Source organism: Pseudobacter sp. (assembly GCF_051955275.1).
In the GTDB taxonomy this organism is placed as follows: Bacteria; Bacteroidota; Bacteroidia; order Chitinophagales; family Chitinophagaceae; genus Pseudobacter.
This window is the reverse complement of record NZ_JBQCGW010000083.1, coordinates 1-24,968: the sequence shown is the minus strand read 5'-3', so window position 1 is coordinate 24,968 and position 24,968 is coordinate 1. Positions and strand designations below refer to the sequence as shown.

Annotated in this window: 22 protein-coding genes; 16 read left to right on the top strand and 6 right to left on the bottom strand. The window is 48.0% G+C overall.

Annotated features, from left to right (window positions below):
• The 4 genes from ACTHMC_RS07300 to ACTHMC_RS07285 form a co-directional block, all read left to right on the top strand.
• Window positions 1-276, top strand: a 276-nt coding sequence (locus ACTHMC_RS07300) for a hypothetical protein (RefSeq protein ID WP_440412164.1), incomplete at its 5' end; no start/stop codon positions are given.
• Window positions 255-1,646 (top strand): exosortase N, encoded by a 1,392-nt coding sequence (gene xrtN, locus ACTHMC_RS07295; protein WP_440412162.1) that lies wholly within the window; start codon window positions 255-257, stop codon window positions 1,644-1,646. The genes ACTHMC_RS07300 and xrtN, both read left to right, overlap by 22 nt.
• Before the next feature lie 67 nt (window positions 1,647-1,713).
• Window positions 1,714-3,282 carry a DUF4153 domain-containing protein gene (locus ACTHMC_RS07290; protein WP_440412161.1) on the top strand — a complete coding sequence of 523 codons (1,569 nt, stop codon included), beginning with the start codon at window positions 1,714-1,716 and terminating at the stop codon, window positions 3,280-3,282.
• Between the two features lie 26 nt (window positions 3,283-3,308).
• On the top strand, window positions 3,309-4,778 hold the full coding sequence (locus ACTHMC_RS07285) for a M20/M25/M40 family metallo-hydrolase (RefSeq protein ID WP_440412160.1): 1,470 nt from the start codon (window positions 3,309-3,311) through the stop codon (window positions 4,776-4,778).
• A gap of 3 nt (window positions 4,779-4,781) precedes the next feature.
• On the opposite strand, the gene ACTHMC_RS07280 is transcribed toward ACTHMC_RS07285, so the two are convergent.
• Window positions 4,782-8,330 carry a hypothetical protein gene (locus ACTHMC_RS07280; protein WP_440412159.1) on the bottom strand — a complete coding sequence of 1,183 codons (3,549 nt, stop codon included), beginning with the start codon at window positions 8,328-8,330 and terminating at the stop codon, window positions 4,782-4,784.
• Window positions 8,331-8,433: 103 nt separating this feature from the next.
• Between ACTHMC_RS07280 and ACTHMC_RS07275 the strand changes: the two genes are divergently transcribed.
• Window positions 8,434-9,072, top strand: coding sequence for an MBL fold metallo-hydrolase (locus ACTHMC_RS07275; protein ID WP_440412157.1), 639 nt, complete (start codon window positions 8,434-8,436; stop codon window positions 9,070-9,072).
• Between the two features lie 9 nt (window positions 9,073-9,081).
• On the opposite strand, the gene ACTHMC_RS07270 is transcribed toward ACTHMC_RS07275, so the two are convergent.
• On the bottom strand, window positions 9,082-10,608 hold the full coding sequence (locus ACTHMC_RS07270; RefSeq protein ID WP_440412156.1) for a lipopolysaccharide biosynthesis protein: 1,527 nt from the start codon (window positions 10,606-10,608) through the stop codon (window positions 9,082-9,084).
• Window positions 10,609-10,738: 130 nt separating this feature from the next.
• On the opposite strand from ACTHMC_RS07270, the gene ACTHMC_RS07265 reads away from it, so the two are divergent.
• Window positions 10,739-11,398, top strand: coding sequence for a hypothetical protein (locus ACTHMC_RS07265; RefSeq protein ID WP_440412155.1), 660 nt, complete (start codon window positions 10,739-10,741; stop codon window positions 11,396-11,398).
• A gap of 81 nt (window positions 11,399-11,479) precedes the next feature.
• On the opposite strand, the gene ACTHMC_RS07260 is transcribed toward ACTHMC_RS07265, so the two are convergent.
• Both ACTHMC_RS07260 and ACTHMC_RS07255 read right to left on the bottom strand, forming a co-directional pair.
• Window positions 11,480-12,532, bottom strand: coding sequence for a sensor histidine kinase (locus ACTHMC_RS07260; protein WP_440412153.1), 1,053 nt, complete (start codon window positions 12,530-12,532; stop codon window positions 11,480-11,482).
• A 9-nt stretch (window positions 12,533-12,541) separates the two neighbouring features.
• A complete protein-coding gene (locus ACTHMC_RS07255; protein ID WP_440412152.1) occupies window positions 12,542-13,222 on the bottom strand; it encodes a response regulator in 681 nt (226 codons plus the stop codon).
• Between the two features lie 161 nt (window positions 13,223-13,383).
• Between ACTHMC_RS07255 and ACTHMC_RS07250 the strand changes: the two genes are divergently transcribed.
• The 10 genes from ACTHMC_RS07250 (at window position 13,384) to ACTHMC_RS07205 (ending at window position 23,463) form a co-directional block, all read left to right on the top strand.
• On the top strand, window positions 13,384-15,603 hold the full coding sequence (locus ACTHMC_RS07250) for a hypothetical protein (protein ID WP_440412151.1): 2,220 nt from the start codon (window positions 13,384-13,386) through the stop codon (window positions 15,601-15,603).
• A 36-nt stretch (window positions 15,604-15,639) separates the two neighbouring features.
• Window positions 15,640-17,445 carry an ABC transporter ATP-binding protein gene (locus ACTHMC_RS07245; protein WP_440412149.1) on the top strand — a complete coding sequence of 602 codons (1,806 nt, stop codon included), beginning with the start codon at window positions 15,640-15,642 and terminating at the stop codon, window positions 17,443-17,445.
• A gap of 49 nt (window positions 17,446-17,494) precedes the next feature.
• Window positions 17,495-17,698, top strand: a complete 204-nt coding sequence (locus ACTHMC_RS07240; protein WP_440412147.1) for a hypothetical protein — start codon at window positions 17,495-17,497, stop codon at window positions 17,696-17,698.
• A 7-nt stretch (window positions 17,699-17,705) separates the two neighbouring features.
• Window positions 17,706-18,188: a hypothetical protein gene (locus tag ACTHMC_RS07235; RefSeq protein ID WP_440412145.1), complete on the top strand. Its 483-nt coding sequence runs from the start codon at window positions 17,706-17,708 to the stop codon at window positions 18,186-18,188.
• A gap of 194 nt (window positions 18,189-18,382) precedes the next feature.
• The gene (atpB, locus tag ACTHMC_RS07230) at window positions 18,383-19,531 is read left to right on the top strand and encodes a F0F1 ATP synthase subunit A (RefSeq protein WP_440412143.1); all 1,149 of its coding nucleotides are present in this window, start codon (window positions 18,383-18,385) and stop codon (window positions 19,529-19,531) included.
• Between the two features lie 66 nt (window positions 19,532-19,597).
• Window positions 19,598-19,828, top strand: coding sequence for an ATP synthase F0 subunit C (gene atpE / locus ACTHMC_RS07225; protein ID WP_240965869.1), 231 nt, complete (start codon window positions 19,598-19,600; stop codon window positions 19,826-19,828).
• A 97-nt stretch (window positions 19,829-19,925) separates the two neighbouring features.
• Window positions 19,926-20,441, top strand: coding sequence for a F0F1 ATP synthase subunit B (atpF, locus tag ACTHMC_RS07220; RefSeq protein ID WP_440412141.1), 516 nt, complete (start codon window positions 19,926-19,928; stop codon window positions 20,439-20,441).
• 13 nt (window positions 20,442-20,454) lie between these two features.
• A complete protein-coding gene (gene atpH, locus ACTHMC_RS07215) occupies window positions 20,455-21,018 on the top strand; it encodes an ATP synthase F1 subunit delta (RefSeq protein ID WP_440412139.1) in 564 nt (187 codons plus the stop codon).
• 48 nt (window positions 21,019-21,066) lie between these two features.
• Window positions 21,067-22,644, top strand: coding sequence for a F0F1 ATP synthase subunit alpha (gene atpA, locus ACTHMC_RS07210; protein ID WP_440412137.1), 1,578 nt, complete (start codon window positions 21,067-21,069; stop codon window positions 22,642-22,644).
• Between the two features lie 333 nt (window positions 22,645-22,977).
• Complete coding sequence (locus ACTHMC_RS07205) at window positions 22,978-23,463, top strand: hypothetical protein (protein WP_440412135.1); 486 nt, start codon at window positions 22,978-22,980, stop codon at window positions 23,461-23,463.
• 575 nt (window positions 23,464-24,038) lie between these two features.
• On the opposite strand, the gene ACTHMC_RS07200 is transcribed toward ACTHMC_RS07205, so the two are convergent.
• Together ACTHMC_RS07200 and ACTHMC_RS07195 are read right to left on the bottom strand one after the other, a co-directional pair.
• Window positions 24,039-24,335 carry a winged helix-turn-helix domain-containing protein gene (locus tag ACTHMC_RS07200; RefSeq protein ID WP_440412134.1) on the bottom strand — a complete coding sequence of 99 codons (297 nt, stop codon included), beginning with the start codon at window positions 24,333-24,335 and terminating at the stop codon, window positions 24,039-24,041.
• A 109-nt stretch (window positions 24,336-24,444) separates the two neighbouring features.
• Window positions 24,445-24,968 (bottom strand): hypothetical protein (locus ACTHMC_RS07195; protein ID WP_440412132.1); only part of this gene is annotated, 524 nt, incomplete at its 5' end.

Below are 24,968 nucleotides of genomic sequence, written 5' to 3'. Positions count from 1 at the left end.
TCCGGATTGCTGAACGGAGAATCGCCCGCGGATTCACTGGTGGCGCAGGCTGCGGAAGCACATGTGGTAACTCCGGTATCCAGCCTTGTTGTACTGGAATCAAAAGCTGACTATGACCGCTTCGATATCAAGGCATCTGAAAACAGTCTGCATAACGCTGCCATAGCCAGCAAAGGTGCCGTGCCTGAACCGCATGAATGGGCGCTTATCATCCTGGCAATACTGATCCTGATCACCCTTAAATACCAGGCTGTATGGAAAAGAAAATGGAGCTGAGTTATCCGCAGCGGATGCTGGCCGCTGCTGCGCAATTACCTATCTGGGTGTGGGTGGCCTTTGCCGGTTATGCAGGTGTGATGTTCTTCTCCCTTCATGATTATATCGGGTGGCAATCGGCCAATGTGGTCCTTGGCCTGCTGGCCCTTCCATTGGTGACACGCATCACCGGAAAGAACGGACTTAACTACAGGTACGGTATCCTGGCGATGGGCGCCGCGGTATTATCGTGCTATGTGCCTGCCAATACCCTGCTCTATTTCTCCATCGTGTTTGCCCTTCTCTTTGTAACGGAAGCAGGGATTGGTCGCATCAACCTGTTGCCATTGATCCTGGCAGTGTTGATGTCTCCGCTGGTGCAATATGCCGCAGACGTATTCAGTTTTCCCATCCGTCTGCATCTGACGCAAATGGTGGGACAGGGCATGGAACTGATGGGTATGGAGGTTACCGTGCGCGGAAATATGATCCTTTACCAGAACAATGAGTTTGCCGTTGATCCGGCCTGTATGGGATTGAATATGCTGGTGACTTCCCTGATCACCGGCGTAATGATGATGGCGGTTAATCAACAGCGTTATAAAAAAATTATCTCAGCCAGATGGATCATTCCCGTAATGATCTGTATGGTGGCGCTCAATATTTTTTCCAATTCAGTACGGATGGTCTGCCTGGTGCTGTTCAATATCCTGCCTGATCATCCGGCACATGGCTGGATCGGGATCGCCTGCCTTTTCCTGTATGTAATGTTGCCGGCGATGTGGCTGTCTGGCTGGCTGATCAAAAGATTTGGCACAGACCTGTCAAAGATGCCGCCGGTGCAGGTTTCAGCGCGGCTTACCGGATGGGGCATGTTAGCAGTGCAAGCCCTGTTGCTGGTATCAGTATCCGTTGCGGCCACGCTGATCAAAAAAGAAAAAGCAGCCCTTCATAATGATCAGTCGCCCGTACCAGCCGTAGCTGGTTTCCAGTCCACGCGCATAGATGCTTCCATTGTTAAACTGCAGGATTCTTCCACATTGGTTTACATCAAGCAGATCCCGGGTTTCTACAGCGGAGATCATCACCCCATGATCTGCTGGCGTGGCAGTGGCTTTTCATTCCGCCAGATAGAGCAGCAGCAGGTGGCAGGAACCACATTGTACACGGCCCTGCTCACCGATGGTAAGCAACAGCTTCATACTGCCTGGTGGTATGATAACGGCAGCAGCAGGACCGTCAACCAGTTCGTATGGAGATGGGACGCATTCAAAGGGCATCTTCCTTATTCACTGATCAATATCACGGCCTCTTCTGAATCAGAACTGAAGCAGGCTGTAACCAAAGTGCTGAACCAACAACCATTCAACAGTATCCTTAAGGGCATGTGAGTACCCTGAACCACAAAAGAACACTGCCGGCCAATCCGGTCCGGCAGTAATTTTCAATCTTCTTTTTATGCAAAATAATTCCTTTCCCCTGCGCTGGATCTATACCGGCGGTATCCTGTTCAGCCTTTTGTTTCTCGGAGAGAAAATGGCTGTGAACCTTGTATTGTTCGATCTCTTTATTCTGGCAGCACTATTCTTACTATATGCCGAAGCCAGGCAGAATGCTGCGGTGAGATGGTTTGCACTTGGCCATCTCACCAGCCTGGCCATGCTGGTGCTGCACAATACAACACTGAGCGCCATCGCCTGTGTTGTTACGCTGGTACTAACGGTCTCTTATGGCCTTTACCTGCACAGAAGCCCCTGGTTTGCCGGTGCTTCAGGAATTACCAATATCGTTTTGAGCCCCTATGTTTTCCTGGCCCGGCATGTGAACCGCGGAGAGAAAAAGCCACGCGGTAAATGGAGCAGGGTCATCAGATTCGCCATCCTGCCCATTGCACTTCTCATATTCTTTTATGTGATCTACTCCCTGGGCAATAATGCGTTGAGCCAGTTTACAGAAAAGATGCTGAATAATATCGGTGCTTTCTTTGAGCATTTTCAGTGGGGCCGGCGATTGATGATGATGGTTCCAGGCCTGCTCATCTGTACCGCGCTGCTGATGAAAACAGCTTCTGTTTATTTCTCAAAGAAAGAAGAAACTCAGGTGGATGAAGTGGAAAGAAAGCGCATAAGCTGGGCTGTCAGAAGCCATAACCCTATGTACAACCTCGCGCAGACCCTGATGGGAAAAATGGTTACAGGTATGATGGCCTTGAAGAATGAGAATACTATCGGACTGATCAGTCTTGGTTTGCTCAATGTGCTCTTACTGATAGTGAATATCATTGACCTGGATGCCATATGGTTGAACTATGCACCGGTGAAGGATATGCCTGTTCATGAGATGGTACACGAAGGGACATGGGTGCTCATCTTCTCAATTATTATGGCCATGCTGGTAGTGTTGTTCTTCTTCAAAGGCAACCTTAATTTTTACAAAAGGAACAAATGGCTGAAGGTGGGAGCCTATGCCTGGATCATCCAGAACACATTCCTGGTGGCATCTGTTTTCATGCGCGACCTGTACTATATTCAAAGTTATGGGCTTGCTTATAAAAGGATCGGCGTGCTGTTTTTCCTGCTGATGGTTTTGACAGGCCTTATTTCGGTAGTGGTGAAAGTGAACAAAAGGAAATCCATTTATTATTTGCTGCGGGTGAATGCAGTGGCCTCCATCATAGTGCTGGTGCTGGCTTCAGCGGTCCACTGGGATGAGCTGATTGCAGGATACAACCTGAGCCGCAGAGACAAAGTAACACTGGATGTTCCTTTCCTGCTTTCGCTTTCCGATAAAACCATTCCGCTGATGGAGAAAAACCTGGATGCCTTGAAGCAGTACAGTTTGCGGGATGCTGAAAAACTGAAGCAATATACTTTTTATGCTCCCGGAAGTGATGAGCTCTATGTGCAGCAACTGAAAAACAAAGAGAAACAATTTGTACAAAAACAGGCTATGTATTCATGGCTCAGCTGGAACTATGCAGACAATTACGTGAAACAATATTTGGCTTATCTTTCAACATCGCATTGAATCATTTATTCAATTAATGTTGACTCATGAAAAAACACGTATTGCTGTTCACTTTGCTCACAGGGAGCATAACAGGCATGATGGCACAGGATGGTTCACAACCTGTTTTCAATGCTATCAATGCAGAGGTATTGTCCAATTCAAAAGCTTTTGAAACCCTGAAGGAATCCACCACTGCCATCGGACACCGTTTAACCGGTTCAGCCAATGGTAAGAAGGCGGAACAGTTCGTATTCGATCTGCTGAAATCCTACGGTTATGACAATGTAAAGTTTCAGCCTTTTGAAGTGGAGAGCTGGAGCAGGGGGCATGTTCATCTCGATCTGTTGGACCCCGCCGGCAACAGGCTGGAAGAATTGAAGGCAGTTACCCTGGCGCATTCACCTGTACGTGTAAACGAAACTGCTGAAATAGTGGATATGGGCAGTGGCCTGGAAGAGGATTATCTCGCCGATCCCGGTAAGGCGAAAGGCAAGATCGTACTGGCGTCGCTCTGGCTGAGTGCAGGCAGTAAACCCGGAGCGCAGAACCTGCATCGCTCAGAGAAAACAGCACTGGCTATCAAATATGGCGCAAAAGGGATCATGTTGTTCAATGGTGTAAAGAATGGTGTGCTGCTTACGGGCACTGCTTCGGTAACCGGTAAGCTCAATCCTGTTCCGGCGGTTTGTATCACCAATGAGGATGGATTAAGGCTGCGGGATTTGCTGAAAGAAAAGAAATATCATGCAAAGATCAGTATGGACAATCATAGTGGCCCTATCAAGGCGCGCAATGTGGTGGCCACGCTTCCTGGGACAAAATATCCCGATGAAAAGATCATTGTATGTGGTCACCTGGATAGCTGGGATCTGGCAACAGGTGCTACAGATAACGGACTCGGTTCATTTGCGATTGTTGATATGGCGCGTACTTTCAAAAAGCTGAACCTGCAGACTGAGCGCACCATCGAGTTTGTACTGTTTATGGGAGAAGAACAGGGACTGCTTGGCTCACGTGCTTATGTGAAGCAGGCGCTGAAGAACAAAACACTGGACCAGGTAAAATATGTGTTCAATTTCGATATGTCGGCTGCGGCCATTGGATTTACGGCCGGCGGAAGAACGGAAGCTGAAGCATTTTTCAAATCAACAGGAGATGCGATCCGGGCGGTAGATACCGTTTTCTCCAATAAGACCAGTGCCGGTACTGCCTGGCTGCACAGTGATCACCAGCCATTCATGCTGCAGGGTATCCCTACAGCCACTTCAGTGACCAATATGCCACAGGATGTGTATCGCTGTTATCATGCGGATTGTGATGATATCAGCCTGATCAACCGCCAGTGGATGGTTGATCAGGTGAGATTCAGCACAATGATGTTGTATGCGATTGCAAATGCAGCGGAGCTGCCTGCGAAACGTATGGATGATGCCGCTACCAGGCAGTTCATGATCGACAGCAAGCTCAAAGAAGCTTTGCAGATTGCTGGTGACTGGCGCTGGAAGGGCGAGTAGGTCTTAGAAGTCTACGCCCAGTGCAAAGTGTAACATGGGCTTGCCTGCAAACACGCGGCCCATTTCCCATCCTGCATCCAGGCGAAGGAAATATCCCAGCAGCATGCTGCGGACACCGAATCCGTAAGTGCCGGCAAAGGGTCCGATACCACCGGCCTTACTCTTCACATAAACCGGGTTCGGTTGATTGATATCAGAAGCATAGGTGATGCTTGGTCTTGAAAGTTTATTGTATTCACCATTCCACGCAGTACCCAGGTCAAAGAACTGGATCACCTGGAAGTTACGTACGAAGGCATTGTTGATGGGCCTGTTGATCAAAGTGGCAAATACCGGGAAGCGGAGCTCACTGTTGATCACAAGGGCATTGTTACCGTTGGCGATATTCTGTTTGAAACCACGGAGGTTCACTGCCAGCGATTGATAAGCATAAGTTGGATCCTGAGGAGTAGGTACGCCATAATATTTAGGGAATAACCATCCGTCAGAGCCACCTAGATAATAAATCACCTTCTTATCTCCGAAGCTCATATCACCTGCACCACGAACGGCCCAGATAAAGTTCCTGTAGATGGGGAAATAATACCTGGCGTCGAAACCGATATTGGTCATGATCCTGCCGGTCTTCTCCGTATTGGTGGCTTTCTGATCAGGCTTGTTCACCTGTGCATTTACATCTGCATAGATCTTATAACGCAAGCCATTCAGGATGTTCATCGCTTTTTGAATGGTATTGTCGTGCACCCATTCCAGCCTAGATACAGCATATGTCTGGCTGCTCACTTCAGGAGAGTCCAGTGTGGTCAGGTCCTGCCAGTTGCTGCGCAACAGCACTTTGTCAGTACGGATACCTGCAGAGAGGCGGAGGCTGCGCACCCTGTCGAACGGATATTTGATCACCGCCTGGTAGAGGTTGGTGAAGGTTTTGGCTTCCGCATTGAGGAAGTTTCCATTTACGAAGGGTACCACACCCAGTTCGGTTTTGCGATAGTACAGTAAAGAGTAATCCAGCCTGTGTTTCAGGTAATCGATACGGGCGAACCATTCGCTGCCGCCATCGAAGAGGCTCTGGTTTACGGGAATAAAGAGGCCTGCGCCGCCTGTACCGATGGATGCACCACCGCCGGAGCCGAGGCCACCGATCAGGGGTAAGCGGAATGCACCGGTGAAGCGGATATCTTCAAACAGGTCAAAGATGGAAGCTTTGATCATTCCGTTGAAGGAGCTGCCGTTCTGCAGGGATACGGGCAATGAGCCGGTATAGATCTGGTAACGGCTGATCAGTACATCGTTATTGAAACCTCCTGAGAAATTGTCTACGGAGAATTTGAGTTTGTAATCGAAGAGCTTGGCCTTGCGCAGGATGGGCTCTTTGCCGGTCACTTCTTCGCCGGGCGTTTCAAAGATGCTGGCGATGCGTTCGGCTGCCACGGCACTGTCCTGGGCGCTGATGATCCTGGTCTTTTCCTCGGTAGCAGGCGGATTCACTGGTGGCTCTTTCTCGAAGCCGGTTTCAAAGGCGTCGTTCTTGCCGGTGGTATCGCGCACGCCGGGTGTTTTCAGTTGTATAGCCTGGCCTGCTGAGGATTTGGTGATATCTCCCTGCAGGATTCGTTTACGGTATTCCGTTGGTTTGGGGTTAACGTTCCTCCGTTTCAGCGCTGTTTCGTCGATACGGAGCCTGTAAAGGAATTTCAGGTTACCCTGCTGCCTGGTTTCGCTGATCATGCCTTTGTCTCCCGCGATCTTGGTCTCCAGCAGGTTGCTGGCGTAGTTGGTGATCGGGAAAACGTAGGAGGAGTCCTTTGTCATGGAGAAGGAGAACATGCTGTCCGGTTCGTTCTTGCCCCATGCTTTGAGGGTTGAATCCAGATCATACGGATTCGGGTTACGGAGGATCTCATCGCCCACAATGAAAACGGTGTCCACGCCTGCGCGCTGTGTATGGAAGAAACCGGCAAAGCGGTTGGCGATACCGGTCTGGTCACTCACGAAGGTGAAGTGGGAAGTATTGTATTGCATGGGAAAGCGGGCATCGCCATACTGCATATTGGTGAGCTGGCTGATCTGCCTGAATTCGCTTTTGTTCCAGTTGTCTGCAAGGAAGATATTGTAGCGGTTGACAGGAACCGTTGTGTCATCGTGTTTCAGGTCAATGCTGCCGCCTGGTCTGTTGGAAGAGAAAATGATACCGGTTTTGCTGGGGAAGGCAACAAATGAAGGATCAAGATCGGAATACACGTCATTGGTCACCTGCTCATAGCTGTCGCTGTCAATTTTGTAAATGTAGATATCGGTCTGGCCGTTCCTCACAGCGCTGAGCAGGAGGGTATTGTCGTCCAGGCCGTACTTCATGTCAAGGATCTGTTCAAACGGGGTTACTTCCTGTTTTATTCTTTTGAACCTGACCACCATATCGTACACGAAGAGGTGCACTTTCCCTTCGCGCCAGTAAACGCAGCCGAGTTTGGTGCCTTTACCGTTCCAGGCGAGGAGGGGGTAGTTAGGGTTCACTTCGTTCTCATTGCTTTTAACGCCGCTTTTCAGGAGCACTTTGCGGTCAACCATATTGGTCCAGAGTACCACCTGGTGCTGGCCTTTCACGTATTCCACCACGGCATAGGTCATGCTGCGCGGGGCGGGGTTGGCGGTAAAGCGGAAGTAATCACGGTTATGCTTCACTTCTTCCACTACGGTGGCGGCGCCTTTGGGGGCATCCCGGCGACCTTTGAGATCAGCATAATATTTTTCGGTGGTCTTGTCCATGAAGTCTTTCAGTACATCCTTGAATTTCTTCTTGGCAATCCTGGAGGAGGCGGTATTGAGGTTGCGGTAAACGCGGGCCAGGTAGAGGAAGTAGGTAACATTCTCTTTCTTGTAGGTTTCCGCTATATAGTTCCAGAAGGCATGTCCGGCCAGCATGGGCTTTTCGAATGCGAACTGGTAAAAATTCTTGTAGTCTCCGGAGAGCAGGGCCAGCTTGAGCTCATTGTCCAGGTTGGTGCTCCAGTTCTCTCCTGCATATTCCACATACCCGTCTACCAGCCATTTGGGAAGGTCGAGCAGGGCCTGGTTGGCGGCAAATTCCCCGAGGTCGTCACCAAAGAGGAGGTTGTCAACCAGAGTGCGTGCGATGCCCTGGCGGATCTGTTTGCGGAGGTTTTCATGATTGCCATCGAAATACACGATCATCTTGTTGTTCACCAGTTTGGTGAGTCCGCCGGTGGTCTGCCAGTCGAGGTTCAGTCCGATATTTGACTGCTGCAGTTCATCGAATGTATTGTAGACGGCAATATTGGCGCGGCGTTGAAGGCCATATTCAACAAATTGCTCCATGGCTGGAAGTTCTTCTTCGGCTACCTGTGCTACAAAGTTGGCAATGGATTTACCGTTCTCGTAGAAGTATGTATTGAAGTTGGTAGACTGATAATACTGCCATTTGAATTTCCTGAATTGAACGCGGTTCTTTCCATACTCAACAGTATTGACCTGTGCGGTCAGATCACCATAAATCAGCAATGTTGCAAGGAATACGAAAAATACTTTTCTCATTGGCTTAATCTGTTGAAATTCCATAGCCTCTCATTAATCTTTTAAAGTTAAAACAATCCGTATTACCGAAAAAAAATACAATTTGCGCAAAACCGCGTGGACCATGCTTACAGTAAAAAAGCTCCCATTCAATCCGCTTCAGGAAAATACGTATGTTGTATATAACGAGCAATCGGAATGTCTGATCGTAGATCCCGGTTGCTATTATGAGAATGAACGCAATCAATTGAAAGAATTCATTGATCAGAATGGTCTCCGGGCTAAATATTTGTTAAATACCCATGGTCATTTCGATCATGTGTTCGGAGATCAGTTTGTGTATACCACCTGGGGGCTGAAACCGCACCTGCACGAGATGGAGAGGCAGGTCTTCGATTACGCACCCATCTCGGCTGACCGCTTTGATTTGTCGTTTGAGCCTTACACCGGAGACTTCATCTTTTTACGCGAATATGATACCATACGGTTGGGTATGGATGAGTTAACGGTGCTCTTTACACCCGGCCATTCTCCGGGCCATATCTCATTCTACTGCGCTGCCCAGCACTTTGTACTAAGCGGGGATGTGCTGTTCCGCGACAGTATCGGCCGTACCGACCTGCCCGGCGGGAATTTCAACCAACTGGCTGAGAGCATCAGAACCCGGTTGTACATATTGCCTGATCAGACCATCGTTTACAACGGCCATGGTCCGGAAACCACCATTGGGTATGAAAAGGGGCATAATCCTTTTGTACGGTAAAAACAGCTATCAGGCTGATGCTTTGCCGAAAAATTTTCCGATGTAGGGCATCCGCCGCAATTCTTTCCTTTCCACTTTCATGATCAGCAGGGTGAACAGCCCGAAGAAGAGCAGGCTGGTTCCATAGTAGATTATTTTGTAATAAGAAGCGTTGTGATCCAGGCTCCTGGCAATGGCCTCATGAAGGATATACATCAACGTTACAATCACCAGGTAGGCGATCAGCTTCTTTTTGGGGTAAGGGATCTTGTAATGTTTCTGCCCGAGCACATAGCTGATGATCATCATAAAGGCATAACAGGTGAAGGTAGCCCAGGCCGCCCCCGTGTATTTGTATTCCGGGATCCACCAGATATTGAGCACGATGGTGATCACAGCCCCGGCAATGGTGATATAGGCGCCGGTCATATTCCGGTTGGTCAATTTGTACCAGACCGATAGATTATAATAAATACCCAGGAAGATGCTGCCCATGCTCAGGATAGGAACGATATGAATACCCTGTGCATATTCGGGGTGTTTGGAGGCGATCAGTCCTTTCCAGGTTTCCAGGAACAGAGAGATGATGAGGAACATGAAGCAGCAGGCGATCACAAAGAATTTCATTACCCGGGCGTACATACGCTGCGCGCCTTCATGCCGGCTCTGGTTGAAGAAGAAAGGCTCTGCCGCCATCCGGAAGATCTGGATGAAAATGGTGATCAGTACAGCCAGCTTGTAATTCGCTCCAAAAACACCAAGCTCAAATTCCCGTTGTGTAACGGATGCTGTGGATACTTTCTGGTATACCAGGCGGCTCAGCATTTCGTTGATCATACCCCCCAGTCCCACAATGATGAGCGGGTAACTGTACTTCATCACGTCTTTCCAGAGTTTCTTATCAAACTCAAATCTGAAGGCAGTGAACTCCTTGTATAACAGTAACAGACATACGGCGCTTGACACCACATTGGCGATGATAAAATAGCCGATGCCGATCTCAGGCCTGTACAGCTGTCCCAGGAAAGTATACGGATCCGCTTCGCGCGCAGGTTTGGCCACGTAGAAGAAGAACAGCACGATCGCCACGTTAAGGACCACGGCGAACATATTGATGAACGCATATTTCCTGGGGCGCTCTTCCTGTCTCAATCGTGCCATGGGTATAGTGTACAGCGTATCAAAGAAAACGATCCAGATCATCCAGGTCACAAATTCGGGGTGCCTGTCCATGCCGATAAATCCGGTGATCGGTTTCTCGAACAGATAGAGCAGCGCCGTGAACAGGATGGTACTTATTATAACGGATACGTTGAGGGTATTGAAGAGTTTCTGACGGTCATGATCCTGCGCGAATCTGAAATAACTCGTTTCCAGGCCGTATGTAAATAAGATGTTAAGGAAGGGAATTACGGCATAGATCTGTGTGAAAGCATAAGAACCATTGGGGTCAAACAGCTGAAATCCCAGCAGGCTGATGCCAAAGCTGAGGAACCTGCTGAATATTCTGGGAACGCCATACCAGAGGGTTTGACCGGCTAATTTCTTAATGCTCAAGAGAGATTATTTAGAATTTCGCAGTAAAATTAAGGGTTACACTGTTATATTCTTGGGTAACATACGACACATTAAATTAATATTGTCACGCGATATTGTATTTTTAACCTGCTAAACCAAGTAGATTAATATGAACAGAAGAACTCCCTTGTTCAGCCTGATGGCTGCATCCTTCCTTTTTACTGCACAGAGTTTTGCACAGACAGCCAATGAAGGAAAAGTAGAACATTCCAATGGAAACAAAGCAGCAGCCGTGATCGAGCTTCCTTATCCGGAAGATGAAGTGAGTGATATGCTCAGCGATGCCATGGCCGCCAGAGGCGTAAAAGGTGATAAGTCGAAAGGCTTTGTTATTTATCGCAATGTAAGGCTGCATGATAATGATACCGACCTGAATGATCTGCATTTTAAAGTAGAGCGTAAGAGCCGCAAGGAAAAAGATATCACCAATGTATATCTGCTGATCGGCAAGCCCAGTGAAAATATCGGACTGCGTTCCGCCACCGATTATCATAAGATCGAAGAAGCAAAATCCTTCCTGAATGGCATGGTGCCCAAAATGGAAGCGCATCACCTGGAAGTACAGATAAAGGAGCAGGAAGCGCTTGTGATCAAGGCTGAAAAGAAGTTCCAGTCACTGGTGGAAGATTCCGTTTCTTATGTTGAAAAGATCAGGGCCCTGGAGCAGAAAATGAATACAAACCGTACAGACAGGGCTTCTCAGGATGTTGAGGTAAAGAAGCAACGCACTACGCTGGAAGCGATGCGCTCCAGGAGAAAGCCTAAATGATATCAGGGGCTGGCAGTCGCTCGCGTCCCCGCGAGTGACTTTTATTCCGTCGCCTCCGGCGAGTTACCGGGCACACACTGATCACACTTCTCTTTTTGATTCGAGGGTAAAACCGATAGTGGTTCCCACGTCAGGAGTACTACGCACATGGATACTTTGTCCATGTGCTTCTATAATATGTTTACAGATGGCCAATCCCAGGCCGGTACCGCCCTTGTCTCTGCTGCGGGCGGTATCTGTTCTGTAAAACCGCTCAAAGATGCGGTCAAGATGTTCTCCTTCGATGCCGATGCCATCGTCTCCGATCTCGATCAGCACATGTGAGTCGTCAGTCTTGTAAATACTGGCCACGATGGTACCTCCATTCTTTCCGTACTTGCATGCATTTTCCACCAGGTTGGTGAGTACCTGTTTGATCTTTTCCTTATCGGCAAAAACAGTGATCGGCGCTTCGCATCCTTTTTTGATGGAGGCCTTGATCATTTTTGCCTGTGTTTTGATGGAGAGGGCTTCGTAGGTTTCGCGGATCAGGTCCTGTATAACGAAGTTCTGCTTGTAAAGGCGCTGTTCGCCGCTTTCCAGGCGGGAGATCTCATCCAGGTCGTTCACCAGGTTAACCAGGCGGTCTACGTTCTTGGAAGTATTCTGCAGGAATTTTGTCCGGATCTTTTCATCTTCGGCGGCCCCGTCGAGCAGGGTTTCCACAAAACTCTGGATGGCAAAGATGGGAGTCTTGAATTCGTGGGAGAGGTTCTGGAGGAATTCCTTGCGGAATGCTTCGTTCTTGCGGAGCGATTCGATCTCACGGTTGCGGCGTTCGCCCCAGGCTTCCACGTCTTCCCTTACCTCATCGATACTTTTCTGGGGAAGGATGTATTTGAAATACACTTCTTCCTTTTTAGTGGCCTTGGTCTGGTAGATGAGTTTATAGATCAGTTTGATCTTCCGGTAAATGAATTTTTCAAGTGTCAGGATGATCAGTGAGTAGCTGCCGGCAAATACCACTCCGAGGGAGATCAGTCCGATCTTCCAGTTCATGGTGAGCCATGCTATGCCGATAGCTACAGGTACCGATAGGATGCCGGCAGTGAATGCGGCTAATTGCCGGGGAGACAGGTTTTTCGTGGAAAACATACCACAATATTACAGATCAAACTTATAACCTACACCTTTTACTGTAGTGATGCAGTCCACCCCCAGTTTCTGGCGAACCTTCCGGATATGGACATCGATGGTGCGGTCTCCCACAATCACATCATTACCCCATACATGGTTGAGGATCTCGTTCCGGAGAAATACCCTGCCGGGGCGGGAGGCCAGGAGATACAGTAATTCAAATTCTTTTTTAGCCAGTACGATGGAGTTGCCATCCACTTTCACTTCAAATTTCACCGGGTCGATCTCCAGGTTATCGATGCGGATCACCTTGTCTTCCGGTTCTTTGTTAACCCTTCTGAAGAGGGCGTTAACGCGGCTTACCAGTACTTTGGGGCTGATAGGTTTGCTTACATAATCATCGGCGCCGGTTTCCAGGCCTTTGATATGAGAGCTTTCATCATTCAGGGCAGTGAGAAAAATGATCAGGGTGTCTTTGAAAGCGGGCTGGGCACGCAGGATCTCGCATACTTCCACTCCATTCTTCTTCGGCATCATGATGTCCAGTACAATCAGCTGGGGTTGGCTTGCTTTAGCCTTGGTCAGGGCGTCATCACCATCTTTGGCGGTGATCACGTCATACCCTTCGCGACTCAGATTGTATTGAATGATCTCAAGGATATCAGGTTCATCATCAGCGATTAAGATCTTCTTTCCTTTAGAGTCCATGTTAACAATTAATTTACGCAAAGTTAATTTACCACTGCAAGCCACAAGTAGTTAAACGATTATGAAATTGTTAACTGATCCGGTACGGGAATAATTGATTTTCCGGGCCATACGGCCAATTGGTCGTATTTTTGCAGGGTATCAACGGAGTGTCTAACCGTATGAAACTATCAATACCTATCTTCAGCATACTGATCCTGTTCTGCATGGCTGGTTACAGCCAGGGGCAGGTAGCTTCCAGTTTTAAGATTGCCCGGGAGCGCGCCATCTGGCACGACAATATCGATAAAGCACAGCAAAAACTTGAAAAGCAGTTCATCCATGCCGCTAATGGCGTTGATACCACCACCAAATTGCAGATCCAGGATGCCATGATCCGGCAGCTCGACGAGATCCAGCAGGGCATTGAACTGGACTCCACCCTCAACGGAAACGACAAGATCAAATACCTCCGCACCATTGAATACATGGTGAAAGGATATACTGACAGACTGAACCGCAAGGACTTCGGCCCTAATCTCGGTCCCACCCTGGTGAAGGCTTTCGATGAATGCCTTCGACTGGATATGAAACAGGAAAGCATCAAACCGGTAGTGGATGAAGTGGATTATGGCGTGGGAAAGATCCTCGTGGACTGCTTCGAGCCTTATCTGAAAGAGAACCCGGGTATGAACGGTTCCAGGGTTACCCTGATCCGGAAGTTTGTAGCGCTCCATCCCAATGAGATCCTGCCAACACTTCGTGACAACCCCAATGTATATTTTGCAGACAGCCTCATTAAAGTAGTAGCCCAGCGCGATACCCGCAGGTTGTACGATTATGCAGCCGCCCGCAATAAACTGGGAGATAAGATCCGCAATCATCCGGACTCGTTCGTGAACCTGGTGGCCCGCATGGCCAACAGCAAAAGCGGTCAGCTTTACTTCCCCTTTCTTGATAACCTCATCAAAGGAAGGATCACCCTGGAGCAGATCGACAGTGTTAAAGAAGACGATTTCAAATATTTCCGACTGATGGTGAAAACCCGGATCGACTATGCAGCCCGGCTGCTTCCGCCGCTCCGCGATACCGCCCATGAAATGAAGGCCCTCACGGCCATGATGACCAGCAAGGCCAAGCAATATTTTGTACGTGAGATCAATGCCCTCCACGATGTGAATGACGGCAGGGTAAGATACAGAAGACTGGACGGGCTCACTCCCCAGGAGCTTTACTATATTTCTGTGCTGAGCGAAGATGAGCTCTATACTTCCAGCTATGTGAGCGGCGTGTATCCCCGGATCTTTGAGCGGATGGCCAACCCACGCGGTGACAGTCTTCTGCTCAGCGTGCACGGAGATTACTTCCGCAAGTTCATCAAGATGTCTGCCGGTTACAATACGCTCAACCATTTCCTAGGCACCATGGGTAAGGAAAATGCAGCCACCCTGATGCAGTCGTTTGTGATAGGCCTGGAAAAACCCAAGCCGGGTGATGAGCTGGAAGATGCCGTGGACGTGGCAGATTCCTATAGCAGTATCATGGATAAGGATAGGGAAATGGCCAATTTCATTCTGAACCAGGTGCGTTGGAGTTACGAGAAGAATGTCCGGGAAGACAATAAACGCGGCATCGTGATCTACAACCTGCTCAAAATACTGTTCCAGTCGGCAGATACCACTACCAAGACAGACCTCTCAGCCATGCTGGGGATCCCATCGATCTACGATCAGGATTACAAAGGATTGCTGGATGACAGCGGCCGTGTGGTACAGCAGGTATTCTTCTATGGAGATGAAGACCAGGATGGACAGAACAGCTTTATCAACTTCATGAATATGTTCCGCGGCAAAGCCGAATGGAGGATCAATGATAAGAATCCTGAATGGGTGACCATCACTTCCACCAAAGGTAAGCCGGTATGGATCTTCGCCAACAGACCGTTGCTGGGCGATGATGATCCTGATGATAAGGCCCAGAACAAACTCATTGCTTATCTTGAAGAACGCAGTCTCAAACCATCCGTGGTGATCCACCGCGGACATAGTTATCACCTTGCGTCCACGCTGAAGAAGCTGGCGCCTACCGCTAAAATTGTGGTACTGGGATCATGCGGAGGTTATAATAACTTAAACGAAGTGTTAACTATTTGTCAGGATGCGCATATCATTTCCTCCAAACAGGTAGGTACCAAAGTAGTGAATGAGCCCATTCTGCAGGCCATCAATACCAACCTGCTGGCCGGCCGGAACATAGACTGGATCAATATGTGGCGCGATCTGAGTGGCCGCTTCAAAAATGATGCAGCCGCCAAGGAAAAGTTCGACGACTATATCCCCCCGTATAAGAACCTTGGTGCCATTTTTATCAAGGCTTATCGTAAAGCGATGGGAGAGGAGTAATTATCTTCATTACACTTACTATCTTTGCCCCCTTGTATGTCAGAAGGGAAGGGAAAAAAAATATTCAACTTTGGTTTGCTCAGAAGGGTGTTCCAGTTCGCTGCCCCTTATAAGAGACGATTCTACACTTCGTTGGCCCTGGCGATATTATTAGCCGTGCTATCTCCTGTGAGGCCCTATCTCATTCAGCTAACCATCAACGATTATGTGAAGGACGGCTCTGCCGCTGCACTTCTTGATAAGATCAGGTTCATCGATATCGTGATCTGGGTAACTGTGATCCAGATCGGACTGCTTCTGATAGAATCAGCCTTCCGTTTCTGGTTCTCCTTCCTTACTGCCTGGCTGGGGCAGACGGTGGTGAAAGACCTGCGTGTGAAGGTGTACAAAAAGATCCTGGGGCTGAATTTGTCGCAGTTCGATAAAACGCCGATCGGCACCCTCACAACCCGCACCATCAATGATATTGAAGCCATCAATGATATTTTTGCAGATGGGCTGATCCCTATCATTGCGGATCTGTTGTCTATTATTGCCATTCTCATTTTCATGTTCGTGAGCGACTGGAGGCTTACCCTGGTGAGCCTGGCGCCATTCCCGATTCTTATTGCCGCTACTTATGTGTTCAAGGAAAGTGTGAACAAGAGTTTCATCCGCGTGCGTAATGCTGTGGCGGCGCTCAATGCCTTTGTGCAGGAGCATATCACGGGAATGCCCGTGGTACAGGCCTTTGCTGCCGAAGATCGCGAGTTCAATAAATTCAAAAAGATCAACCGGGAACACCGGAATGCCAATATCAAGGCCATCTTCGCTTACTCTGTATTCTTTCCCGTGGTGGAAATTGTACTGGCTGTAGGCACCAGCCTGCTTGTTTGGTGGGCAGCCACCCATGCCATGCAGCTGGAAGGAAAGGCGGCAGAAGACCTGATCGGTAAAATGATCTCCTTCTATCTCTGTCTTAACCTGCTCTTCCGCCCGCTCCGCGTGATTGCGGATAAGTTCAACGTATTGCAGATGGGTATGGTGGCCAGCGAGCGGGTGTTCAAGGTGTTGGATAATGAGGATTATGTGAAGAAGGACGGAAGTTTTGCACCGGCGCAGGTGAAGGGTAAGATCGAATTCGATAAAGTTTCATTTGCGTATGTGGATGACCGCTATGTATTGAAAGATGTGAACTTTAAAGCTGAAGCCGGTGAAACCATTGCGATTGTTGGGCATACAGGCAGCGGCAAAACCACCATCATCAGTCTGATCAACCGGTTGTATCATATTCAGAAAGGCAGCATCCGCGTGGATGATGTGAATATCGAAGAGTTCCAGCTGGATGCGCTGAGAAAGAATGTGGGCGTGGTATTGCAGGATGTGTTCCTGTTCTCTGGTTCTGTGCTGGATAATATCACGCTGCGTAATCCCGAGATCCCGCGGGAGCGGGTGATCGAAGCGGCGAAGCTCATCGGCATGCATGATTTTATCATGCGGCTGCCGGGAGGATACGACTACAATGTGATGGAGCGCGGAAGCACGTTGAGCCTGGGGCAGCGCCAGTTATTGTCTTTTATCAGAGCGTTATTATACAACCCAAGTATACTGATCCTGGACGAAGCCACTTCCTCGGTGGATACGGAAAGCGAAATGCTGATCCAGGAAGCGATCGACAAGCTGATCGCAGGAAGAACTTCCATTGTGATCGCCCATAGATTGAGCACTATCCGGAAAGCCACACAGATCATTGTGCTGGATAAGGGAGAGGTGAAGGAAGCGGGTAATCATGAGGAGCTGATGAAGCTGCAGGGATTCTATTACAAGTTACACCAGATGCAGTTTGAGAAGCAAATCGGGTAGGTACTTTTAACTACTTTATATTTCCCAAAGAAATTAGTAAATTGCGGGTATGGAGAATTATCCGAAGGACGATGAAAAGCAGCAGGCAGCTATTAATGAACCTGATGCTGAATATGCAAGCCGTGAAGCTGTTGAGCTGGAGCGGTTGAAGAAGCATATTTACATGTCTGATATGGAGAAACTGCAAGCTTTTACGCGAATGTTAATCCGAAATGCAACGTTGAAAAGGGCTGTGATCACTCACCATAAATAGTAGTTTCATGGATGTTTTGGATGAATTGCTAATCAATTTCTGGAAAGTCTTAAACAAGCATGAAGTTAAATACATTATGGTTGGTGGATTTGCAACCCGTTTTCACGGATTTGACAGGAATACCGATGACTTGGATATCTGGTTGATGGATACAGTTGAAAACCGAAGAAACCTAAGGGCCGCGTTTAAAGAATTGGGGCAAGGCGACCTGATATCTTTGGAAACGATGCAGTTTATACCGGGATGGACAAGTTTTTATGTGGGACCAGGGATTGAGTTGGATATTATGACTTCAATGAAAGGACTTGAGCAGTTTACTTTTGATGAGTGTTTAGCTCAAGCATCTTATGCAAATTTGGAAGGGGCAAAGGTGCCATTCCTTCATATAAATCACCTCATTGAAAATAAGAAAGTGGTTAACAGGGCCAAAGACCAGCTTGACGTCCACGAACTGGAACTGATCAAAAAGATCAGGGAGCAAAACGGTTGATCTTTATTGTATTATAAATTTGTATAATGTGAATTTCCCCGCTTAAATTACCATTTCACGTCATTTTTCTGCCTGCTTGCAACGGTTTTTCCCAACAGCCCCCTTTTTTTCGACGTCTTTCCCTAAAATACTTTCAACACTCGTTCTTTTTCAGGCAACCGGGACGTATCTTTGCGGCAAATTTAACGACAGGTATGAAGGTTAGCAGTCTCAAATCCTTTGCAGTAGCGAGTTTCAGCCTATTTATTCTTCTCTTTTCCAATGTAAGTATGGCACAGCATGATGATCATGCTACAGAAGGCCACGCCCCTGCTGAGAAAAAGAAAGGATTCGATGCCAATAAAGTGATTTTCGATCACGTACTGGACGGTCATGAATACCATTTCATGGACGTTACAGGCGAGGACGGTCACCTGCATCCTATTTCACTTCCGCTGCCTGTAATTCTCTATTCTCCAGAGCGTGGTCTTACATCTTTCATGAGCTCCAAATTCGAGCACGGTCATGCGGATTACAACGGATACCGTCTGGTAGACGGTAAAGTGGTTCCTGTGAACGAAGCCGGTCAGATCGACGAGAGCGTTAAAGTATACGATATCTCCCTCACACGTAACGTAGTTCAGATGCTGGTGGCACTTACCCTGCTGGTGGTGATCATGCTCAGCATCGCTAAAAAATACAAGAACGGTGTTGGTGTTAAGAAAGCGCCTACCGGTCTCCAGAATGCCGTTGAGCCTGTTATCACCTTCGTAAGGGATGAAGTGGCCAAGCCAAACCTGGGACATAAGAGATACGAAAGGTATCTGCCCCTGTTGCTGACCATCTTCTTCTTCATCCTGATCAACAATATCTTTGGTCTGATCCCCGGATCTGCCAACGTAACCGGTAATATCGCCTTCACAGCTGTGCTGGGTGTTATTTCCTTCCTGGTGATCCTGTTCAGTGGTAACAAACATTTCTGGGGTCATATCTTCAACCCGCCTGTACCTGGCTTTGTGAAGCCGATCATGGTGCTGGTTGAGTTCCTCAGCATCTTCACCAAGCCTTTCGCATTGATCATCCGTCTTTTTGCGAACATGCTGGCTGGTCACATCATCATTATCTGTCTGATTTCACTGATATTCATTTTCGGAGGACTGAAAACAGCGATCGGTTGGGGCTTCTCACCCATCTCTATCGGTTTCTCTGTATTCATTTTCCTGATCGAAGTACTGGTAGCATTCATCCAGGCCTTCATCTTCACTAACCTGACAGCGGTGTTCATTGGTCAGGCTATCGAGGAAACACATCATCACGATGATCATGCGCACCATGATCTGCCTGATGATGCGGTGATCATCTAACAGAAACAAAGAAGTAGTCTTTTTATCAATTCTAATAAAAACAGAAACATGGATCTTTTAAACATTATGTTGAGCGAAGTAGCATGGGCTAACGCTGGCGGCGCTATCGGTGCAGGTATGGCTGCAATCGGTGCTGGTATCGGTATCGGTCAGATTGGTAAAGGTGCAGTAGAAGCTATTGCCCGCCAACCGGAAGCTGCTAACGACATCCGCGCTAACATGATCCTGACTGCTGCGTTCGTAGAGGGTGTTGCCCTGTTCGCGGTAATCGCAGGTATCCTGGCTATGTTCGTTTAAACAAACATCATTACTGCATCCAACGCAAAGGGCTGAGGATGCAGTAATCTTTTTCGATTCTGTTTTTAATTCTTGTTGCTATTATTAAAGCTTATATATGATATTACTTAAATCCGGCATTGATTTACTTGTACCAGAAAATGGCTTATTGATCTGGACTGCGCTGGCATTCATCCTTGTACTGTTCATCCTTTCCAAGTTCGCCTGGAAGCCGATCCTGAATTCTCTGAAAGAAAGGGAAACCGGCATCGCTGATTCTCTGGCTACTGCCGAGAGAGTGAAGGCTGAAATGGCACAGATGAAGAGCGAGAATGAAGCCCTGCTGGCGAAAGCCCGTGAAGAAAGAGCTTCCCTGCTGAAAGAAGCCCGCGATACAAAAGACAGGATCATCAACGAAGCTAAAGAACAGGCTAAAGTTGAAGCCAACAAGATCATTGTTGAAGCTCAGGCTGCGATCCAGCAACAAAAGATGGCTGCCCTCACTGATGTTAAGAATCAGGTAGGTAACCTGGTGATCGAAGTAGCTGAAAAAGTACTGCGCCGTGAACTGGCTGGTAAAGCTGAGCAGGAGAACTATATCAAGACACTGGCCAACGAAGTGAAACTGAACTAATTTAATCTTTATTATGCCCAATCCGCGTTTAGCTGGAAGATATGCGAAGAGCCTGGTAGACCTGGCGCTCGAAAAAAATGCACTGGAGGAAGTATATAAGGATATGCTCTTCCTGCAGAAGGTCTGCAAAAACAGCCGTGACTTTGTGAACCTGCTGAAAAGTCCGGTGGTAAAGGCCGACAAAAAGGCTGCTATCCTGGATGCCGTTACAGGCAGCGAGATCACTGAGCTGACTGCTGCATTCAACCGCCTGCTGGTGAACAAAGGCCGTGAAGCAAACCTGCCAGAGATCATCACTGCATTCATTGATCTGTATAAGCAGCACAAGGGAATTCAAACCGTACGCCTCACCACTGCAACGCCTGTAAGCGAAGAGCTGAAAAATCAGATCATCGGCCAGGTACAGCAGCAGGCCGGCAACAGCAAGATCGATCTTACCACACAGGTGGATGAAAGTATCATCGGTGGTTTCAAACTCGAGCTCGGAGATACCCTGGTTGACGCCAGCATCTCTTATGATCTGAACAAGATCAGGGCCCAGTTCCTGAACAACGACTTTATTTACAAAATCAGGTAGTGAGTATACTCACCACACTCAATAAACAACAATAAACAAGGTTATCATATGGTAGAAATTAAACCCGATGAGATCTCAGCGATATTGCGCCAGCAATTGAGCAATTTCAACGCCGCCGCTGATCTTGAAGAAGTGGGTACTGTATTACAGGTGGGTGACGGTATCGCCCGTGTATACGGATTAAGCAACGTACGCTCCGGTGAGCTCGTTGAATTTGAAAATGGCGTTAGAGCTATCGCCCTCAACCTCGAAGAAGACAACGTGGGTGTGGTACTGATGGGTGAGAGCGGAGACATCAAAGAAGGTTCAAAAGTTCGCCGTACCGGAAAAATCGCCTCTATCAATGTAGGTGAAGGTATGCTGGGCCGTGTGGTGAACACACTCGGTGAAGCTATCGACGGAAAAGGTCCTATCAAAGGTGAAAGATATGAGATGCCCCTCGAGCGTAAAGCTCCTGGTGTTATCTTCCGCGAGCCTGTAAAAGAACCGCTGCAAACCGGTATCAAAGCCATCGACGCGATGATCCCTGTAGGCCGTGGTCAGCGTGAGCTGATCATCGGTGACCGTCAGACCGGTAAAACAGCCATCGCAATCGATACCATCATCAACCAGAAGGAATTCTTCGAAGCTGGTAAACCTGTATATTGTATCTACGTTGCCATCGGTCAGAAGGCTTCTACCATCGCCGGTGTAATGAAGACCCTGGAAGACGCAGGCGCAATGCCCTACACTACCATCGTAGCGGCTTCTGCATCTGACCCCGCTCCTCTCCAGTTCTACGCTCCTTTCGCAGGTGCTGCCATTGGTGAGTTCTTCCGTGATACCGGACGTCCTGCACTGATCGTGTATGATGACCTTTCAAAACAAGCCGTAGCATACCGTGAGGTATCCCTGCTGCTCCGTCGTCCGCCAGGCCGTGAGGCTTATCCTGGTGACGTATTCTACCTGCACAGCCGTCTGCTCGAGCGCGCCGCCAAGGTGATCAACGACGACAGTGTTGCAAAGAATATGAACGACTGCCCTGATTCTATCAAGCACCTGGTTAAAGGTGGTGGTTCTCTGACGGCACTGCCGATCATCGAAACACAGGCCGGTGACGTATCTGCATATATCCCAACAAACGTGATCTCCATCACCGATGGCCAGATCTTCCTGGAAGGTAACCTGTTCAACGCCGGTATCCGCCCTGCGATCAACGTAGGTATCTCTGTAAGCCGCGTAGGTGGCTCTGCACAGATCAAATCCATGAAGAAGGTTGCCGGTACCCTGAAGCTGGATCAGGCCCTCTATCGTGAGATGGAAGCCTTCTCTAAATTCGGTGGTGACCTGGATGCCGCTACCAAACTGGTACTGGATAAAGGTGCACGTAACGTGGAAATCCTGAAGCAGCCTCAGTACACTCCATTCAAAGTGGAAAAGCAAGTAGCTATCATCTACCTCGGTACTCAAGGTCTGATGCGCGAAGTGGCTGTGAAGAAAGTACGTGATTTTGAAGACCACTTCCTGATGGAAATGGACAACAAGCTCCCCGATGTACTCGCTGAATTCAAGAAGGGTATCCTGAATGATGACAGCATCAAAAAGATGGTTGATCTGGCTAACAGCATCATCCCTCAGTACAAATAAGCTGATTCAACTTCTCAGATTCATAGTGAAAAAAATCCTTCCGGTTAATTCCGGAAGGATTTTTTTATATGTTGGAAATCAATTCTCAACAGCCGTTTTAGCGCTTCAGAAAGAAAATCTTTACCCACTTACTTGCACAAATGGAATATTGTGATTTACTTTGCTTCATCAAGTCAAGCGACTTCTTCCAAATCCCCTCGAATAGCCGTACTCTTTTCTCCATCCAATCTCAGTTGTAATCCATTTCTACCAATTTCTACGAAAATGACCTGTTAGTCATTCCAATTTTCTGTGGGCTACCGCGATCAATATGTTTACCCTCAATAGAAATATATGAAAGCGTACCCTACGGTTACAATGTGTACCGCCGTTTATCGTAACATCTTTACATCAGTTGCATTCATAGCGTTGGCTCTGACCATTCCTTTTTTCGGTTATTCCAACACGTTAGTAAAAGAGCCAGCAGATCCTGTTGCTCCCGTTGCCAAGACCAGTATCGCCTCAAACGCAACAGGAGGAACACCCGTGAAGCTAAGCGCATTCCATGCTATCAGAAAGAATGCAGACCAGGTAGCACTTTACTGGTCTACTTCAGAAGAAATCAATACCAGCCACTTTATTGTGGAACGCAGCACAAACGGAAAAGACTTTGCTGATGCAGGACTCGTATTTGCTGTAGGTAACTCTACTGAGAATCTCAACTACAGGATCACCGTTGATCTCAGAAACAGGAAGGCTCCTGCGATGTACTACAGGCTTACAATCGTGGATATGGATGGAAAGACAACAGAGTCTGAAGTCTTCACACTGAACAAATAAGAGCGATACAGAGCAGATCGCCGATCAAAAAAATATACTCAAGTTTTTATAAGGGTACGATCAACAAACAAGTCATCCTGTGTCTACAGGATGGATCTTTAAGAACGTTCAGCAGAAATGTACCAGGCTGCATGCGTTCGGGATCAGACTCCTTCAATTGGTTTTTATTTAAAGGGTACGATCAACAACGGCCGGGCTTTTCAAAGCCTGGCCTTCTTTTTGGGGCAAACTTTATATGCGTGATTTGGGGCTGTAAAACATACCCACACCTTTTGGGTTCTTTTATGGGCTGTGGCGGGGAATGTCGGGGCTGTGGTAGGAAGATGGGCGTTGGGATCGTATGTTTTGAAGGCCCAAAACACGCATATAAAGTTTGACCCGGGGCACTCCGTGAGCGGCTGGAGGGGAACAGGTGGGAGAGCGTAAGGAAAGGCAGGCAGGGGATGATAAATGGTGAGAGTGAGGTGTGGCAGTTTGTTTGAGAATGGAGATGAAGGTGCGAAAGAGTTCGGTTGCTGCTGTGTTGGTTAGTTAGTTAGTTAGTTGGTGCTGGTTGGTAATGTTGGGTGATGAGGTCAGGGCTGCTTGATGGGAAGGTAGGATTGAAGAGCGGATACGTATTGGTGGAAAGCGGCTTCGCCGGTGGGAGTCAGGCGGCAGACCGTTTGAGGATAGTTGTTGTGGAACTGTTTGTGTACCTCGATGTAACCGGCTTCACGGAGCTTGTTGATCTGAACACTGAGATTGCCGGCAGTGGCATTTGTTTTTTCCCGGATGAATGTGAATTCCGCTTCCTGTTGTTGCATGAGCAGGCTGATCACGGCAAGCCGGAGCTGGGAATGTAAGATCGGGTCGAGGTCCTTGAATTCCATTTCTGTGGTTTCAAAACAAGAACAAATATACAGTGAGAAACAAAGCAGGGTTTTTATTCCGCCAGATAGACGGATTAAAAACCCTGCTTTGTTTTTTAATTCGATCTGATTATTTACAACCTGCAATCAGTTCTTCCACCTGCTTCTTACCCCAGTTGGGATGCAGTTCTGATGCGGGTTTGAAGCTTTCATATTTTTTAGCGGCTTCTTCCAGGATCGGCTTTGCCGTGGCACAACCTCCACCAAACTGCTCTGGTGTATAACGCAGGTTCTGGCCGGTAATGAAATATGGACGTGGATTATTCGGGTCCTGCGTTTTTGATTCATTCAACGCTTTTTCAATGGCAGGTCCGTATTGCTGGTAACGCTGCATCGGGTTCACGATCATGCGGATAGTTGCCACAATTGCCTTGATCACACTTACCTCGGAATTGTTGGGAGATAATGCATCAGCCTTTGCCAGCAATGCTTCGATCTTGTCAGCATACTGGTCGTTATTGGCTGCATCATTCTTAATAAGCGTATACAAACAATTGGTGTATGCGGCGTAGTAGTAAGGCAGCCATTGATTCTTCTCAGCATCGGCAATACGCTCAAATGCTGCTGAAGAAGCTAACCATTCATCGGCAGTTT